At 42.2% G+C, this 17374-nt stretch carries 14 protein-coding genes and 2 tRNA genes; 10 read left to right on the forward strand and 6 right to left on the reverse strand.

Translation table 11 applies throughout. The features are described from left to right. The first annotated feature begins 106 nt into the window (after positions 1-106). Positions 107-577, forward strand: coding sequence for an Hsp20/alpha crystallin family protein (locus tag FRX45_RS02000; RefSeq protein ID WP_226804852.1), 471 nt, complete (start codon positions 107-109; stop codon positions 575-577). Positions 578-850: 273 nt separating this feature from the next. Beyond that, positions 851-1141, forward strand: a complete 291-nt coding sequence (locus FRX45_RS02005; RefSeq protein ID WP_152266713.1) for a hypothetical protein — start codon at positions 851-853, stop codon at positions 1139-1141. Positions 1142-1748: 607 nt separating this feature from the next. On the opposite strand, the gene FRX45_RS02010 is transcribed toward FRX45_RS02005, so the two are convergent. Both FRX45_RS02010 and FRX45_RS02015 read right to left on the reverse strand, forming a co-directional pair. Further along, on the reverse strand, positions 1749-2273 hold the full coding sequence (locus tag FRX45_RS02010) for a GNAT family N-acetyltransferase (RefSeq protein ID WP_152266714.1): 525 nt from the start codon (positions 2271-2273) through the stop codon (positions 1749-1751). 611 nt (positions 2274-2884) lie between these two features. Continuing rightward, a complete protein-coding gene (locus FRX45_RS02015; RefSeq protein ID WP_226804854.1) occupies positions 2885-3955 on the reverse strand; it encodes an AraC family transcriptional regulator in 1071 nt (356 codons plus the stop codon). 18 nt (positions 3956-3973) lie between these two features. Between FRX45_RS02015 and FRX45_RS02020 the strand changes: the two genes are divergently transcribed. Both FRX45_RS02020 and FRX45_RS23120 read left to right on the forward strand, forming a co-directional pair. Beyond that, positions 3974-4618 (forward strand): hypothetical protein, encoded by a 645-nt coding sequence (locus FRX45_RS02020; RefSeq protein ID WP_193311552.1) that lies wholly within the window; start codon positions 3974-3976, stop codon positions 4616-4618. A gap of 436 nt (positions 4619-5054) precedes the next feature. Beyond that, complete coding sequence (locus FRX45_RS23120; protein WP_193311553.1) at positions 5055-5393, forward strand: hypothetical protein; 339 nt, start codon at positions 5055-5057, stop codon at positions 5391-5393. A 94-nt stretch (positions 5394-5487) separates the two neighbouring features. Here the strand turns inward: FRX45_RS23120 and FRX45_RS02030 are convergent. Continuing rightward, a tRNA-Ser gene (locus tag FRX45_RS02030) sits at positions 5488-5572 on the reverse strand. A gap of 744 nt (positions 5573-6316) precedes the next feature. On the opposite strand from FRX45_RS02030, the gene FRX45_RS02035 reads away from it, so the two are divergent. Continuing rightward, positions 6317-6634, forward strand: coding sequence for a hypothetical protein (locus FRX45_RS02035; RefSeq protein ID WP_152266715.1), 318 nt, complete (start codon positions 6317-6319; stop codon positions 6632-6634). A 171-nt stretch (positions 6635-6805) separates the two neighbouring features. On the opposite strand, the gene FRX45_RS02040 is transcribed toward FRX45_RS02035, so the two are convergent. After that, positions 6806-6879: transfer RNA gene (locus tag FRX45_RS02040), tRNA-Arg, on the reverse strand. Positions 6880-7454: 575 nt separating this feature from the next. Then, positions 7455-9362, reverse strand: coding sequence for a glucosamine-6-phosphate deaminase (gene nagB, locus FRX45_RS02045; protein ID WP_152266716.1), 1908 nt, complete (start codon positions 9360-9362; stop codon positions 7455-7457). A 192-nt stretch (positions 9363-9554) separates the two neighbouring features. On the opposite strand from nagB, the gene FRX45_RS02050 reads away from it, so the two are divergent. Beyond that, complete coding sequence (locus FRX45_RS02050; RefSeq protein ID WP_152266717.1) at positions 9555-10295, forward strand: membrane or secreted protein; 741 nt, start codon at positions 9555-9557, stop codon at positions 10293-10295. 210 nt (positions 10296-10505) lie between these two features. Here the strand turns inward: FRX45_RS02050 and FRX45_RS02055 are convergent, their stop codons facing one another. Then, positions 10506-11531 carry a LacI family DNA-binding transcriptional regulator gene (locus tag FRX45_RS02055; protein WP_193311554.1) on the reverse strand — a complete coding sequence of 342 codons (1026 nt, stop codon included), beginning with the start codon at positions 11529-11531 and terminating at the stop codon, positions 10506-10508. A 246-nt stretch (positions 11532-11777) separates the two neighbouring features. Between FRX45_RS02055 and FRX45_RS02060 the strand changes: the two genes are divergently transcribed. The 4 genes from FRX45_RS02060 (at position 11778) to FRX45_RS02075 (ending at position 17290) form a co-directional block, all read left to right on the forward strand. After that, entirely contained in the window at positions 11778-13043 is a 1266-nt protein-coding gene (locus FRX45_RS02060; protein ID WP_152266719.1) for a DUF6807 domain-containing protein, read from the forward strand. A 169-nt stretch (positions 13044-13212) separates the two neighbouring features. Continuing rightward, a complete protein-coding gene (locus FRX45_RS02065; protein WP_152266720.1) occupies positions 13213-14043 on the forward strand; it encodes a ThuA domain-containing protein in 831 nt (276 codons plus the stop codon). A gap of 66 nt (positions 14044-14109) precedes the next feature. Next, the gene (locus tag FRX45_RS02070; protein WP_152266721.1) at positions 14110-15537 is read left to right on the forward strand and encodes a Gfo/Idh/MocA family protein; all 1428 of its coding nucleotides are present in this window, start codon (positions 14110-14112) and stop codon (positions 15535-15537) included. A gap of 367 nt (positions 15538-15904) precedes the next feature. Then, positions 15905-17290 (forward strand): putative oxidoreductase C-terminal domain-containing protein, encoded by a 1386-nt coding sequence (locus FRX45_RS02075; protein WP_152266722.1) that lies wholly within the window; start codon positions 15905-15907, stop codon positions 17288-17290. Positions 17291-17374 lie beyond the last annotated feature (84 nt).

Genomic DNA, 17374 nt, shown 5'->3' on the forward strand with positions numbered 1-17374 from the left:
AGCTTTACGGTTTATGTTTGAAGAATTGACACTGCAAATGTCATTTTTTCCTCTGATAGTGCATTGGCATAAGAGTTGCTACATTTTTCAAAAAAAGGAGGTTAGTATGACAACCGCAATTGCAAAAAAACAAAATGGTAATCCATCTGTAAGTTTTGGAAATGTAGTTGACAACTTATTCCAAAATAGTTTACGCCGGTTTTTTGATGATAATTTCTGGGAAACCGACACCCCGCTGGCAACAGGCAAAATACCGGTGAACGTAAGGGAAACCGAACAACAGTATGAAATGGATGTAATAGCCCCTGGCTGCAGCAAAGAAGATTTTAGCGTGAACATTCAGGATAACCTGCTCACTATTTCTTTCAATCACAAGGAAGATAAGAAAGAACAGGACCAGAAAGCCGGATGGGTACGAAATGAATACCTGCAACGGTCATTCAGCAGAACATTTACTCTGGATGATACCGTTGACGTGACTAAGATCAATGCAGCTTATACCAATGGCATTTTGCGGCTTACCCTTCCCAAAAACGAGAAGGCGAAAAAGTTTTCCCGGAATATCGAAATCAAATGACACAAACGGATTACCATTTCCAACAAAGGTGGGACCGGTAGTCGTCCCACCTTTTAAGTAATATGATATGCATGATGCATTATTCAATATCAGGTGCCTGTATTATCACAAACTGGTGAATTCGGATATATAATATAGTCACCTGGCTTTCAGGGAAACATATCATAGACAACAATTTTAAATCGGCACATGGGATAACAGGCTGCCCTGCTGCTATCTGCCATTTGGATCACAATTCTAAGGAAACTGATCTATGGAAAATAATCAGATTTTATGGAAACAAAATATTACATATTGTTAAGCATGAAAACACTTGCCGGTCCGGAAAGTTTTGCCCATTTTTTTATTGGTAATAACCGGGTGGCAGCTTATGCTCTTTTCCGGAAGCTGAAAGGAACAGCCGATGTTAGTGAAAGAAATGTGCTGTACCTTGACTTTATGGAAACCAGGGATGATCTTCCGGTGAACCTGAAACTGATTACCTGTACATTGGAGGAATTGGCCGAAAACTGTAAACTTATTACTAAAGAGATCTTTAAGATAAACAACCTTGAAGGGTTGTAACGCAACTCCCGCAAAGATGGATTAAATTTGCTATTGATTGCTCCAAAATAAAAATACCCCGCTGCTGTGGGGTCATTCACCGACTTGCAGCATTACAACCGAACACTTTCAGCGGACTTTGTCCACCGAAGCTCACGACTAATAAAATTGAAATAAAATATAATGATATAAAAAGCGCGCTTTCGTTTTGCAGCAGCCCATAGCTTTAGCATAGGCTGCAAAACTTCGGTGGGCAAAAAAAAGCGGACCTTGTCTACCGTAGCCTACATAAGAAAGCCCACCTGCACTAAAGTTTCGGTGGGCTCAGCGGAGAGTGAGGGAGGTGAACCCGGCCTGTTCTCTTTTTAGTATCAATTAATTAAGACCTGCAAAAAACTAGAACTCCACTGTTTACGCATCAAGTCTTTACAATTATAAGAACTAAACAACTTACGTAAGGTTACGTAAATGCAGTTAATCAGTCAAATGCATCCATTTTAATTTCAAGCTCCAGAAAACAAAAGCCCTATACAGGTCTGTCGAATCTTTAATATACCTACGTATAACTTTTTTTATTTTGTTCTTGCATTAAACATATGATAGTTAAGTTCATTATTGGTTCTTTCTTTCAGCCCCTATGTGTCAATTTAAATATCATAAAGTTGTCGTCACCAGCATTGTGCCTTTTAAAATTTAATTTCTCCAAAAGTCTGATCGAACTTTGGTTTTTAGAATGAGTATATGCTTCTATTGAATTTATACCGATATGTTGAATCCCAAAGTCAATTACTTTTGAAGCCGCTTCTTGCATTATTCCTTTTCCCTGAAAGTCGGGTAATAATTCGTACCCAATTTCTACCTTCAAATTGTCGTTCGAAAAGTCAAATAAACAGATTGTTCCAATTAGTTTGTCAGTACCTTTCAATGTGATTGCCCAATAAATTGAATCATTTCTTTCGATGTTTTTATTAATAGTCCGGATGAAATTCCTTGCGTCATCAATTGATTTGCCTGGCTTCCTGTCAAGATATTTGTTTACGTTGCCGTCCGAACGTAAAGCAAATATTGCTTTGTCATCACTGCTTATGAGTTGCCTCAATATCAGCCTTTGTGTTTTCAAAACTGGAAACGGTGTAAAATTTCTGTTAGTCATTACTGGAAACATTTGTTTTGTTTTGTCGCCAAACCGCATGTTATGCGGTCATACTTTTTCAGCATTTAATGTCCAACAGTCAATGTTTAAATGAGTACCGCTTTGTCCAGGTCGTACCATTTCTTGTGGATGAAATTCCATTCCGCATTGTTGGTCATATTCATAAAGCATCCAAAACAAGATTTTATCTCTTGTCACTCCACGTTTTTCAGGGTCAGCAAACTTTGGTTCTGATAAATCAAGAGAATTATTTATAAAATCAAATACGGGTGGTGTCAGCCTGTGTCACCATATAGATCCACGAACTATATCTGTCAGCCGAATTCTTTTCTTTTTCTGTTTCGGTCGGTCGAATTTCTAATAGTTTTGTCACATTGTATATGTTTCAAAGCTATTGTTTGTATCTATAAATAACTAAAAGTATTTCATTCGCTCGATGTTATTTTAGTATGTCGCATTATTACTCAATTACAGGCGCATCCCCGGTCAGGCATGGCACAACAACTTTTCGAAGTAGAACAAAATTTATAGCAGAAGCACTCCCATACAAAGCGCATCTAAAAGGCAGAGGATGTGAATAATTTACAATTGAGCTTAATGTTATTTGTAATTTACACCCGCGCCTTTCTAACTGCACGCGGCGCCGCGTTTGTCCACGACTTAAAGGCTTTTCTGAATGCGGTTGGGTTTGAGTATCCCAGAATATCTGAAACTTCCGATATTTTTATCGCGGGGTTTTGCATCAACTGGAAAGCAATATCCTTTCTTATTTCTCCGGCAACATCGCGAAAGGTAGTGCGCTCCTGCATCAGTCTTCGTTGCAGGCTGCGGGGCGTTATATCCAATGCTGATGCAGCTTCATCAATAGAAGGTATCCTTCCCTTGAATTGCATGAACAATACCTGTTTCAGATTTCCGCCGGTAGTGTTGTGTGCCAGCAGCGCCTGTTTTTCAGCAACCATCGAATTGAAACGTTCAAACATAGATTGATCACTTGTGAGTATAGGTGTTGCTATATCGCTTTTATTTAAAATGATCCGGTTCATATCCTGGTTAAAAAGTACGTCGCAGCCAAAAAATTGTTGATATGCTGAAATGTCCCTTTTTGGGTAGGCCAGCTCTATTCTTAACGGAACAATGCGCTTGCCTGTAAGCGCCGCGGATGTGTTGAGGGTTGATGCGAATAAAAAATCATTTGCCTGCCTTGCCGGTTCAGGATGCTTCATCAGCCACATCTTATTCTGTTCTATTTCAAGAACGGCAACATCATTGATTGTGTATCTATATGAAATCATTGGCGATACCATGTGGCCATACCTGCCTAACATTTGCAACGCCTGGTCAAGATCTTTACAACTTTGGATCAAAAAACCAACCATGCCGTGAAGTAGTTTTGGCGTGCCGATACCTATATGCAAGCCGATCAATGGATCGCCTGTAAGCTTTAAAAGAGGCACCCATATCAACGCTGCTTTTTCCCATTCAACCATTTTTTCTGAGTCGCCCATCTCATCACCATTGATCTGCGACATTTGGCAAAGTGCGTCAAATGCCGCCCCGAATGAAGTAGCTGTTTGAAAGACGGTGCGTATGACTGTTCCCTGTAAGCCCATGGCGCAAAATATATCATTTCCGGAATAAAAGATGCCTTTTTCTGCCCGCAAAACCAAGGTCCTTTGCATTCTAAAATTACAAATATTATGGACACACGTAAAAGCATGTTTTTAAAAAAGTGGGTGACCGGAAACCTCCTCATTTACCCAGGATTATTAGGCCTTTTGCACCCGCTGATTGCGCACGGATTTACCGGCGATCATGATAAGCTGTTGACAACGCCCCAGTTTATCATGCATACCATTTCTATATTCATTTTTGTTTTCTTTCTTGCAGTTACGAGGAACAAGACATTTGAAAAAGTTGGAAAAAAGAAAACCCAGTCGGACACCTGGCCCTTTCTTTTCTTTACACCATGGATGTTCTGGCTGGGCTATTACACCCTCTTCGTACCGTTCGATATTCTTTTTTTGTTCCTGTCAATCGGTATCATCAATGCCATACAACTAAGGCCGTTCGTCAAATCTCCCGCAAAATGGGTATGGCAATGTATACTTGGTTATTTGCTTGCGGCAGTTGCAGGTATTTTAATAGGGCTGGGTGCTTATCTCCGGTATTACAAAGACTTCCAGGGCATCTCCAGAGACCTTGCTACCTGGACATCCATCAGTATTCCTGCGGCATTCGTTGTTGCATATTACTTCAGGTATATCCTGGGTAAGCAGATCCCGGCCGAAGACCGCCCGGCCATGACTTCCGAAAACAAACCGTCTTTCTCAAAGGTTGCGTGAAAACTTTTAATCATTAAACCCATAAAATATTCCACATGAAATACCAAACATTCAATTGGCTATTGCCATTTATATGCAGTGTGGTTGTAATCGCCTGTAGCAAAAAATGCTGGCTTGCCCGAGGCTCCTGCCACGGGAAACAAGAATGACGTTGTAACAGGTATTGTTACCGACTCTAGAAACCTTCCCGTGAAAGATGCTGCCATCACGATTGAACATATGGTGTGGTACAATAGTTACTTTATCGCTTCCAGTAATGTATCCAAAGATCATTCATATTCGTTCTGTTGGGACAGTAAACTGATAAGCGATTTATCGATGAGGATATATTCTGTTGCCAGCATAGCAAAAAACCGCCTGTGCTTGTTGCACAACTAAGATACTCACACTGTGTTAATGAAGCAATAAATAGAATAATTTTTGCAATAGATAATTCATGCAAGGCAAAAAACATTTAACCGAAAAACTGTTTTTGAGTTTTCAACTAAGCCAGCGGGTGCCTGCCGATAATTTTTACCGGCGCTTAAAGGATCAACTGGATTTGCACTTTGTGTATAAAAGCACTAAAAAATATTACGGTATGGAAGAGCAACAAAGCATCGACCCTGTTGTATTCTTTAAACTGACGTATAAAATTCTTCAAAATAATTTGGATAAGCTCTCAGATCTTGAATTTGTGTTTACAAAGACCGATACACTGGAGAAACAAGAGTTGGTAAAGCTGGGGTTCGAGCAAAATCTTTACTATCAGGGGTGTATCGAACCCCAACGATGATAGATTTACTTGCCTATAATTCCCATATAATGAAGGAGAAAGGGTTACTTATGTACAATAAAAAGCGGGAGAATTTTTCAATTCCCCCGCTCAGCGGAGAGTGAGGGATTCGAACCCCCGGACCTGTTACAGTCAACGGTTTTCAAGACCGCCGCGTTCGACCGCTCTGCCAACTCTCCGGCGCAAAAATAGGCTCGTACCGCTAATTGGCAAAAACTTATTCAATAATATTTTCCGCCTGAAACGCTAAACAAAAAAGACTGCCTTGATGTTATCAGCTTTGGTGTAGGAGTATAGGGTCGTAAGGTGTATGTACTTAGCTGTAGCATTACTAATACGACCGGTTGCCACAGTTTATCCCATACTTTAGTCAGGACTCGCTTGTGCCACAACAACTCTATGCTGCTTTTGCCTCGCTTCTGCTGCCCGCCCGCCTGCCCGACTGAGCCATTCAGGCGTGGATGACACCAGTCGGACGGGGGCTGGCGTTCGGACAGGTTGATGTGCTCTGCCCATCCAGCCCACATACGCAACAACAGCGAAACTGGAACACCGATGGTGGAAAAAAATAGAGGTCAGTAACAAACTATTCTCCGGGTTGTTTGCTTCGGGCAATGGTATTTGTCTTTTTCCACTTATTGGGTGTAGGCAGCAGAATCAGATTTGCCTTAACATATCTTTCGGGTTCAATGCCCATGGTATAAGTGTATTTATTATTACAGCCTGCTACAGCAGCTATCAAAACAAAACTTGTATAATACTAATCTAATTAGTATTTTTATGCTAACAAAATACGCAAACGCACAACATGTAAAAACCTTTATACCAGATTTGACCATATGATCGTGGCTGGTCCCGGCAATGATCTTTCGGAAAAGTGTTGTTTGTAAGACAAGCATTTGAACTGTAAATTATTATAAAGAATGGAAAAATTCACATTACTACCAAACACAGCAAAAAAATCAATCACAGGAGTGGAGATGGTTTCCCATAATCATACACCCATCTGCGAAATAGAAATCATTGATCTGCGCATACAGCAGGCAAAAGAAGAAATGGATGATTTGCCTTCCAGGAGATTTCATTTTATTGACACAGACAAAACAGTATACCGGGCCGAACTGCGGGTTTTTGAGATGCAGGGAGAGGGAGATTTTAAAACGGTATTAAGAGATTGCTGGAACTGGTGGCTGGCGGGCAGGATCAGGGAAAATACATTGTACCAGCTCTCTGAAAATTAAGGGTTTAGTTTTCTCATGTAAATTTTGGCGCCGCGTTTCCACGCGGTGCTTTTTAAAGCCAGCGCTTTTGAAAGCCTTCGCTTCGCTCGCGGTCTTTTTTGCTTGTCCGCATTTGCAAGCAAGCTTGCATGCTTGCAAACAAAAAAGCCCTGCACTGCGTGCAAGGCTTTGTGACCCCGTCAGGATTCAAACCTGAAACCTTCTGATCCGTAGTCAGATGCTCTATTCAATTGAGCTACGGGGCCAGTTAAGTAAACGATCAACGAAAAAACTTTAAACCTTTCTGATCCGTAGTCTGATGCTCCCTGCCTACCGGCAGGCAGGTATTCAATTGAGCTACGGGGCCAGTTAAGTAAGCGATCAACAAAAAAACTTCAAACCTTTCTGATCCGTAGTCTGATGCTCCCTGCCTACCGGCAGGCAGGTATTCAATTGAGCTACGGGGCCAGTTAAGTAAACGATCAACAAAAGAACTTAAAAACCTTCTGATCCGTAGTCTGATGCTCCCTGCCTACCGGCAGGCAGGTATTCAATTGAGCTACGGGGCCCTCTTTTCTGTATTCGGGCGGCAAAGATAAGCCGGCATACTAAAAATGCCAAAAGAATAATAAGCAAATCAATGGAACCTGAGCAGTTAGCTTTGAGCCATCAGATTAGCTAAAGTATACTAACAACAAAGGGATAAAATTACTAACGATGAGGCTTGGTAATCCTTCTCTCACCACTCCTCCTGAGCAGTCAGCCTTCAGCCCTCAGCAATCAGCTACAGTATACTAACGATGCAGTGATAATCCTCCTCTCACCACTCACCACTTACTTCTCAATAATGCCATCTTACAAACGCTTCCATTGCCGCATATTTAATGAGTCCCAGTTGGGCATACAAATCAGCAGTATTGGCATTGCGCTCTTCCGCCCGTTGCCAGAACTCACGGGCATCTGTACCCTGGAATGGAACAGAATCTTTTTGCGACTGGTGTATGAAAATACCAAAACGTTTTTTAAGCACCTGCTCGGGGCTCATGGGTATCGCCATTTCTATTTCGGTAATATCCCACTCCTGCCATGCGCCTTTATACAGCCACACCCAGCAATCTTTGACCCATTCATCTCCCGCCGCCTTAATTCTCTTGAGCGATTCAAAAACAATTTCAAGACACACTTTATGCGTACCGTGCGGATCGGCCAGGTCGCCGGCACAATATACCTGCTGTGGTTTTAACTCACGTAATAGTTTCATGGTTAGTTGCACATCCTCTTCGCCCATCGGATTTTTTTCAATGGTGCCTGTTTCATAAAAAGGCAGGTTCTGAAAATGCGCCCGCTCATCTCCAACTCCCACATACCGGCAGGTAGCCTTGGCTTCACACCTGCGGATAAGCCCTTTAATATTCCTTATTTCGGCGGTGTCTGTCTGCCTGGATTTTTTCTGTGCAAAATATTCACGAGCTTCTCCTGATATTTCTTTAGATTTTTTACTGTCAATGCCAAACATATCCTCAAATCCAACTGCAAAGTCCAGGAACCGGGTTACAAATTCATCGGTAACCGCAATATTGCCCGAGGTTTGGTAGGCTACATGCACTTCATGCCCCTGGTCGTGCAGGCGCTGAAAAGTACCCCCCATGGAAATGATATCGTCATCGGGGTGAGGGGAAAATATAACCACTTTTTTAGGATAGGGCGTTGACCTTTCGGGATGTTGCGGAATATCCGAATTGGGCTTGCCCCCGGGCCAGCCGGTAATGCTATCGCGCAGCATATAAAATACCTGCAGGTTAATTTCATATACGTCACCTTTTTCCACCAGCAGATCACCCAAACCATTATCGGTATAATCGCTGTTGGTTAAGCTCAGCACAGGCTTATTTAATTTGATAGCCGCATTAATTACTGCCCGGCGGATGAGCTTGGGCGTCCACTCGCAATCGCCGGTAAGCCAGGGTGATTTAATACGGGTAAGTTCTGAAGCCGCCAGTTCGTCCAAAACAAAAACGCAATTATCATGGTTCTGTAATAAGGAAGCAGGAATGGATTCCGTGATATTATCCTCGGCAGCGGCTTTTACTACCGGGGCTTTAAACTGCCCCCAGGCCATCAGCAATATTTTCTTTGCTTTCATAATGGTGCTTATTCCTGCTGTAATGGCCAGGCGGGGCACCTGTGAAATATTGACGAACTCGTACGAATTGGCTAACCGTGTTGAATTTTCAAGTGTTACCAGCCTTGTTTTGGAATATACACTCGATCCGGGTTCATTAAACCCAATATGCCCGTTTACACCAATGCCCAGTATTTGCAAGTCAATACCACCAGCTTCTTCAATCATTTGCTCATACCGGATGCAATATTCTTTCACTCTTTCCTTTGGCCATTCTCCACTGGGTATATGACAGTTGTTTTGGTCTATATCAATATGATCGAAAAGATTAACCTTCATGAAGCGATGATAACTCTGCAACGCATTCTTATCAATAGGATAATATTCATCTAAATTAAAGACAACCACATTTTTAAAACTTACGCCTTCTTCCCTATGCAGCCGGATCAGTTCGGCATATAGCGTTTTAGGAGTAGAGCCCGTTGCCAGTCCCAAAACACAGAGCTTACCCTGCGATTGCCTGTCTTTAATAAGGTCGGCAACTTCGCGGGCCGCAAACCGGGATCCTGCCTTGAAATCCGGGAATATCTGGCAGGAAATTTTCTCAAAAGAATCAACCATACTCATGATCAGTTAGAATTTAGATATTTTGATTGTTTCAATAATAATTCATGGGAGGAAACTGCAAGATAGGAGTAAAAATGCATTCATTTTATATCGGGCAAAATTTTGGACAAACGTTTGTGGATGGCTATCTTTATTGTCCTTCCCGTTCCATAAATCCCTGTAGAAATATCAATGATCGCTTAAACAATTTTTATGAAACACTTGCCACAGCATATCACAAAAGCAGTTATCCTGATTTTCTTACTCGCGGGTTTTGCTATTCCAAAAAATTTTTCGAACGGATACGCTGATTCCGCAATGCTGAATGGCGCCTGGCACAGCACTGCTGGCAGCATTGAGCAGAGCTTTATTATAGCAGATGGTTATTGTATGCTTGCAAAATACGACAAAGCCAATAAAAAATTCATACACAGCTTCGGAGGACCGATAACCCGTGCTAACAACAAAATTAGCCTTAAGGTTGAATTTAACAGCAGCGACAAAGCCCAGGTGGGCAAAACAATGGATTATAATTTTTCCGTCAGTAGTAATATACTTACCAGCAATATAGGCGGCGCAAAAGCGGAATGGCAAAGAACGGATGATGGTAAAAGTGATTTAGCCGGCAACTGGCGTATTACACAGCGAAAACAGGGAGATAAAATGGGTGATATGCCCCTGCGCGCAAGAAGAACCCTGAAACTTTTAACCGGAACACGTTTTCAATGGGCTGCCATTAATATAGAAACGGGAGAATTTTCCGGAACAGGCGGCGGCACATATACCTTTACCAACGGGAAATATACAGAGCACATTGAATTTTTTTCACGCGATAGTACCAGAGTGGGGGCTTCTTTGAGCTTTGATGGAAAAATTGAAAATGGAAACTGGATCCACTCCGGTTTAAGTTCCAAAGGCGATCCGATATATGAAATATGGTCGAGGATGAAGTAGTGGGTGAGGAATACAAAGAACCAAAATAACAAGAACCAAGTAAAATAACAAATTAAAAAAAACCAAAGGGAAAGGAGAAAAGAGAGAAGTCAAAGAAGGAAATATCCGTCCCCTCGTTAGTAGTTACTGTCTGAATCTGATAGCGGAGAATCCGAAGTCCGAAGCGAAATGCAACCATAAACCACAAACTATAAACTATAAACTTGCATTTTACTTCCTCATCGAAGAAGCCCTCACTTCCATTGTGGTTTTTAGTTCAATGGTTTTGTACTGATGATGCAGGGTATTGTTCTCAATCATGGTTATCAGTAGCCTGGCGGCCGACTGCCCTATATCAAATGTAGGCTGATGTATAGCTGTTAAAGAAGGATCAATAAAACGGCAAACGGGATTATCAAAAAAACCTACCATGGCTATATCTGCAGGTATCCGCAATTTCATTTCCTTCAATACTTCAAAACAACCTATCGCTATTCTTTCGCTGGTAGCCAATATAGCGTTTGGTTTTGGCGTGTTTTTTAATAATTTAACCAAAGCTTTTTTAATGTTGGCAAAATCAAAATCGCAGTGAACGATCCATTTTTTCTGAACCGGGATCTTATATTTTTTTAATGCTTCCATATACCCCTTCATCCTGTTCTTTGTAACAGATAAATAAGGAGCCATGGTAACATGGGCTATACGGCGGTATCCCTGTTCCAGCAGGTGACAGGTAGCATCATAAGCCCCGCCTGCATCATCGGTAACTACACGGGGCGTATCAATTTCATCGCATATCCTGTCGAACATTACCACCGGAACGCCTTTATCAATGAGTTCAGCCAGGTGGGCGCCTTTTTGGGTTTCATTGGAAACAGAAATGATCAAACCATCTATTCTGCGCGATGCCAGCAGGTTGATATTGATTACCTCTCTTTCATATTTTTCATGACTTTGGAAGATCACCACATGATAACCCATATTGTAGGCTATATCTTCAATACCCGCAATTACGGCCGAACAAAAATAATTGGCTATCTCAGGAACAATTACGCCTATTACTTTACTTCTTTTTTCTTTTAATGAAAGCGCAATCGGGTTGGGCGTATATTTCAATTCCTTGGCCAGATCCTGTACCAGCTTACGTGTATCATCATTAATTTCAGTACTTCCCCTCAACGCACGGGAAACCGTAGACGCGGAAATACCCAGCTTACGTGCAATATCTTTTATGGTTACCGGCTGTGGCGTTTGCATACAATAAAGATATAATCCCTTTACCATTCATAGGCATATTTACCGGCAGGAATAAATCTTTTCTAAATTATTGCACCTTTAACTGAAATACATATAATGCAAACGTTGCCGGGAACGAGTGCGGAAAAAGTGCTGGTGTGTTGTTCATATCAACTGTTGGAAAGCACAGCGTATCTCCCTATTTTTACGTTAACAGAATTTTAAGAATGTTTTTTGATTTTGCCGCGATTGCTTTTTGATTTAAATATGAAAATAAAATTACTGACCACTATAGCAATGCTGATGCTATGGTGCTGCTCTGCAACCAATGCCCAGGTTATTGCCAAACTAACGCTTCCTGCTGCTAACAACAGCATTGGTGCGCCGGTATATATTAATCTTGATGCCATAACCAGTATTCCGGATTCTCTGTTAACGCTTCGCGAAATAACCGGTAAAAACAGTACAGCAGTACCTTTTCAAATTGAAACAGGCTATCACCGCTACCTGTGGTGGATGGTGAATAATAAGAATGGCGCTTCAAAAAGAGTATTTGAGCTGGTCAAAACAAGTTCTCCCTCTTCCTCTGCAACCGCAGCTTTACAATTAACTACAACTAATGGAACTGTATTGATTACAGAAAATGGTAAGAATGTATTGCAATACAATTTTGCCACGCATTATCCTCCCGCCGGTGTTGACACTGTTTTTAAACGCAGCGGTTTTATCCATCCTTTATGGACGCCTTCGGGAAACGTACTTACAAGGATCAATCCGCCGGACCACTATCATCATATGGGTTTATGGAACCCGTGGACGCATGTGCTTTTTGAAAATAAAGAAGTTGATTTCTGGAATATCGGCGATAAAAAAGGTACGGTTCGTTTCAGCAATTTCATTTCAAAATACAGTGGCAATGTATATGCCGGGTTTAAGGCCCTGCAGCAACATGTAGCTTTTAATATACCAGAAGCCGGAATGGAAAAAACAGCGATGAACGAAGTTTGGGATATCAAAGTGTATAATGCGGGAGGAAATATGTGGCTGTGTGACTTTACCTCCTCCCTGAATTGTGCTACCAACAGCCCGGTAACGCTTAAAGAATACCGCTATGGTGGTTTTGGGTTCAGGGCTACGGAAGAATGGAATAACGCCAACAGCAAAGTGTTTACATCGGAAGGCAAAACACGTAAAGAAGCGGACGCCTCCACTGCCCGCTGGTGTATGATTGACGGAGACCTGGAGAAAGGACACGGCGGCATTTTATTTATGAGTTTCCCTTCCAATTATAATTTTCCCGAACCTATGCGGGTTTGGCCGGTAGACGCCAATAAAAGAGGGGATGTGTTTTTTAGCTTCAGTCCTACCAGAAATAAAGACTGGCTGCTGGAACCTCAAAAGAATTACGTTTTAAAATACAGGATGCTTATTTATGATGGAACAATAACGCCTCAACAGGCGGAAGAAGTGTGGAAAAGCTTTGCGCATCCGCCGGAAGTGAAGATAGAGAAGGTGGGAATCAGCAACCTGTAAGGACTACCGGTCTGATGCCGTGTTGAGCAGTCCTAACAGGTTTTACAAGTGGAAGTGGAAGAACCAAAAGTTTAAAATTATTCTGAAGCACCGCCCCTCTCTTGCTTCTCCGCCGCGGCGGAGAAGCAATGACGGGAGAGGAAAAGAGAGCGGGATAAAATATAAAAATATGAGAAAGAAAAGTTTGCTTTTTATTACATGTATCTGTCTGGCTTTATTTGCTGTAGCCCAAAACAAATCAAAGGATAAGGCTAAAGTGAACTGGAAAAAAGTGAATGTGCTGGTATATATTAAAAACGGGAAAGGATATGTGCATGAGAACAGGGCGGCAGGCGTGGCGGCCATTAAGCAGTTGGGGGCTCAGCATGGATTTTCAGTAGCAGTATCGGAAGATCCGGCGGATTTTACCGAAAATAATCTTAAAAAGTATAACCTGGTTGTATTCAATAATACCAATAATGAGGTTTTTGATACCGATGAGCAAAAAGTAGCTTTCATGCGTTATGTGCAGGCAGGCGGCGGGTTCGTGGGTATTCATTCTGCAACAGGCACAGAAAGACAGTGGCCCTGGTTTAAAAGATTGATCGGCGCTTCATTTTTGCGGCATGCGAAGCATCAGCCTTTCAAAGAGATCATCATTGATGCAGATCATCCCTCTACCTCCTTTTTACCTAAGGTGTGGGAGAGAGATGACGAGTGCTACTTCTTTAAAGAATACAATCCTGATATTCGTGTATTAATAGTTCATGATCTTGGTCCGCTGGATGATAAAGATAAGCCGACCTATTATGGTGGCACATCTTCTCCTTCAGTGTGGTGCCATGAATTTGACGGAGGAAGGCAATGGTATACTTCGTTAGGACATGACATTGCCACCTATGCAACAGCAGCATTTCAAAAGCACATTATGGGTGGTATTATATGGGTTATAGGAAATAATAAACCATTGGATTATTCAAAAGCCAGGGCAACAAGTCCTGCTGACCCTTTACCATATTAAAGATGAAGACCGGCAAAACATTACATTTTCAATATAATAAAAACCGCTATTATAAAACCAGTTATCATGAGCAGAAAAAAAACAGTATCCTCCAGGAGAAATTTCATTAAAAATACACTAAAAGGTACGGCAGGCGCCGCCATGCTGGCTGGCATTCCTTCTATTGTACCTGCATCCGTATTGGGCAAATACGCGCCATCCAACCGCATTAACGTTGGCGCTATCGGCAACGGAAGAATTGCCCGCGACTGGGATATGCCTGGTGTAATAAAGCAGGATACTGCAAAAATACTGGCAGTATGCGACTTAGACAGCAACAGGGTACAAAGCGCTAAAAAATGGGTAGATGATTATTATATAAAAAAGGGACAGTCGGGCTACAACAGTACAAAAACCTATGAGCACTACGAAGAATTGCTTGCCAATAAGGATATTGATGCGGTAATCGTTGCCACGCCAGACCATTGGCATGTGCTCCCCGCTATTCATGCCGTACAGGCAGGAAAGCATGTGTATATGGAAAAACCCGCTTCCCTGTGTATTAGTGAGGGAAGGATACTGAGTGATGAAGTGCTCAAATCGGGCTGTGTATTGCAAATAGGCAGCCAGCAACGTTCGATGCCACAATTTAAAAAAGCATGTGAACTGGTGCGCAATGGACGGATTGGCAAATTACATACCATTTATGTAGGTCTGCCCATTGACAAACCCGAAGAAAGCACGGTTGAAAAAGAAATGCCGGTGCCACTCAATCTGAATTACGAAAAATGGCTGGGCGCTACACCGTATGTACCATACACCGAAAAATTGGTGCACCCGCAAAATGGATTCTCCCGGCCGGGATGGCTGCGCTGCGAACAATTTGGCGCGGGCATGATCACCGGCTGGGGAGCACATCATTTTGATATTGCCAACTGGGGAATGGGAACAGAAAATACAGGCCCCATTGAAATATCAGGTAAGTCTGATTGGCCTGCTAAAGAAGCTTTGTGGGATGTGCATGGCAATTACAAAACGGAAAGCCTGTTTGCAAATGGAGTAAAAGTATTGGCCAGCAATGACTATCCCAATGGCGTAAAATTTATGGGCACCGAAGGATGGATATTCGTTACACGGGGCAGTTATTCCGCAACAGCCAGCGATCCGGTAGTAAAAGGCAAAAATGCAAAAGCGCTTGATGCAAGCGATCCAAAAATCCTTACATCAGTCATTGGCGAAAATGAAATTCATCTTGTTGACAGTAAAGATCATCATGCCAATTGGCTGAACAGCATCATTACCGGAGTGCCCAATATTGCGCCAATAGAAGTAGGTCACCGGGCATGCTCGGTTTGCCTGCTGAACCATAGCGCCATGAAGCTGAACAGGAAACTATACTGGGATCCCGTAACGGAACGCTTTAAAAATGACGATGAAGCCAATGCCATGCTTGTGCGTTCACAAAGATGGCCGTACCAGATTGAAAAAGGGTTTAATGTAAGAACGATGATATAATTTTTGAGATTTGGAATTGGAGATTTGAAATTGGAATACAGTTTATGGTTTGGGGTTTATTGTTTATAAAGGTGCTGAACGATTGCCCGCCCGTGCTGTATGGATATGGACGGGGATATATTCTAAAGAAGATTGGGAAGTACCAATAGCCTGAAATTATTCTGCAGCACCGTCCTTCGCCACAAGAAGAAGGATAAGAGGATGAGGCTAAAGAGGACATGTGGTAATTTGAAAATCAAGAAAGGGTTACAGCTTTGTTTGGCTATATTCTAAGCTGATGTGGAAGAGCCACAAGTTTGAAATTATTCTAAAGCGCCGTTCCTCTCCGCTGTGCGGAGAGGAAAAGAAGGTGAGGTAAAACAACACTATGCAACGATATACAACCATACTATTTTCGGCCTTAATGATAGGAGCAGCGGCCTGCCAGTCTTCAGGCGATAAAAAAGATGAATCCATAAAAGACAGCAGCATGGTGAAACTCATCACACTCGATCCCGGCCATTTTCATGCCGCACTGGTGCAAAAGGTCGGCTATCCCGGTGTAGATACTACCGTGCATGTATATGCGCCGGAAGGACCGGAACTGCAATCCTATCTCAGCCTGGTTAACCAATACAACGAAAGAGCGGATAATCCCACGCACTGGAAAGAAGAAATATATACAGGAAGCGATTTCGCTGAAAAAATGCTGGAGGAAAAGAAAGGGAATGTGGTAGTTCTGTCGGGCAACAACCGTTTAAAAACAGATTATATACAAAGGTCTGTAGCTGCCGGGTTGAATGTGCTGGCAGACAAACCTATGGTCATCAACAGTACTAATTTTACCAAACTGTTACAGGCATTTGATGATGCGGGAAAGAAAAATGTGCTTCTTTATGATATTATGACAGAGCGTTCGGAAATTACCAATATACTGCAGCAGGAACTGATGCATATGCCCGGCTTGTTTGGCGAATTAACAAAGGGAACGGAAAACGACCCGGCCGTTATGATTGAAAGTGTACACTACTTTTTTAAAAGCGTATCGGGTAAACCATTGGTGCGGCCGGAATGGTTTTTTGATGCGGCGCAGCAGGGAGATGCCATAGCCGATGTGGGAACACACCTTGTTGATCTTGTACAGTGGCAGTGTTTCCCCGGAGTGTCACTGGATTATACAAAAGATATTCAGATCAATACTGCCCGCGTTTGGCCAACGCCTCTAACCTTATCGCAATACGCATCCATTACAGGTAAAAACACTTATCCCGAATTTTTGAAAACAGATATCGTCAAGGATTCCATTTTAAATACGCATGCCAATGGCGAAATGAATTATACCTTAAAAGATATTCATGTTAAGATCATTGCCCGGTGGGATTATAAAGCCGCAGAAGGGGGCGATACCCATCATGAAATTATAAAAGGAACCAAAGCCACCCTGGAAATAAGACAGGGCAAAGCAGAAAATTACAAACCTGTTTTATACATCATTCCTTCCGGCGATAAAAAGGATGATTTTGATTCCGCGGTGCAGGAAGCAATAGCAGCCATCGCTGCAAAATATCCTGGTGTAAAGTCCGAAAAGCAGGGAGCGGAATGGAAAGTAATTGTTCCTTCATCATACGACGTGGGGCATGAAGCCCATTTTGGGCAGGTGATGGAAAGGTATTTACAATATTTGAAAGAAGGCAGTTTGCCCGGATGGGAAGTTCCGAACATGATAACAAAATATTATACCACTACAAAAGCATTAGAAACAGCAACGAAATAGAAACTGTATTTCCGATAGTTAAGATACAGGTAAGCCACCCACACCATATAAGCTAAAGAAAGGTCCGGGAAAAAAGCACACAAT

This window comes from Agriterribacter humi (genome assembly GCF_009192765.1).
Lineage (GTDB): Bacteria > Bacteroidota > Bacteroidia > Chitinophagales > Chitinophagaceae > Agriterribacter > Agriterribacter humi.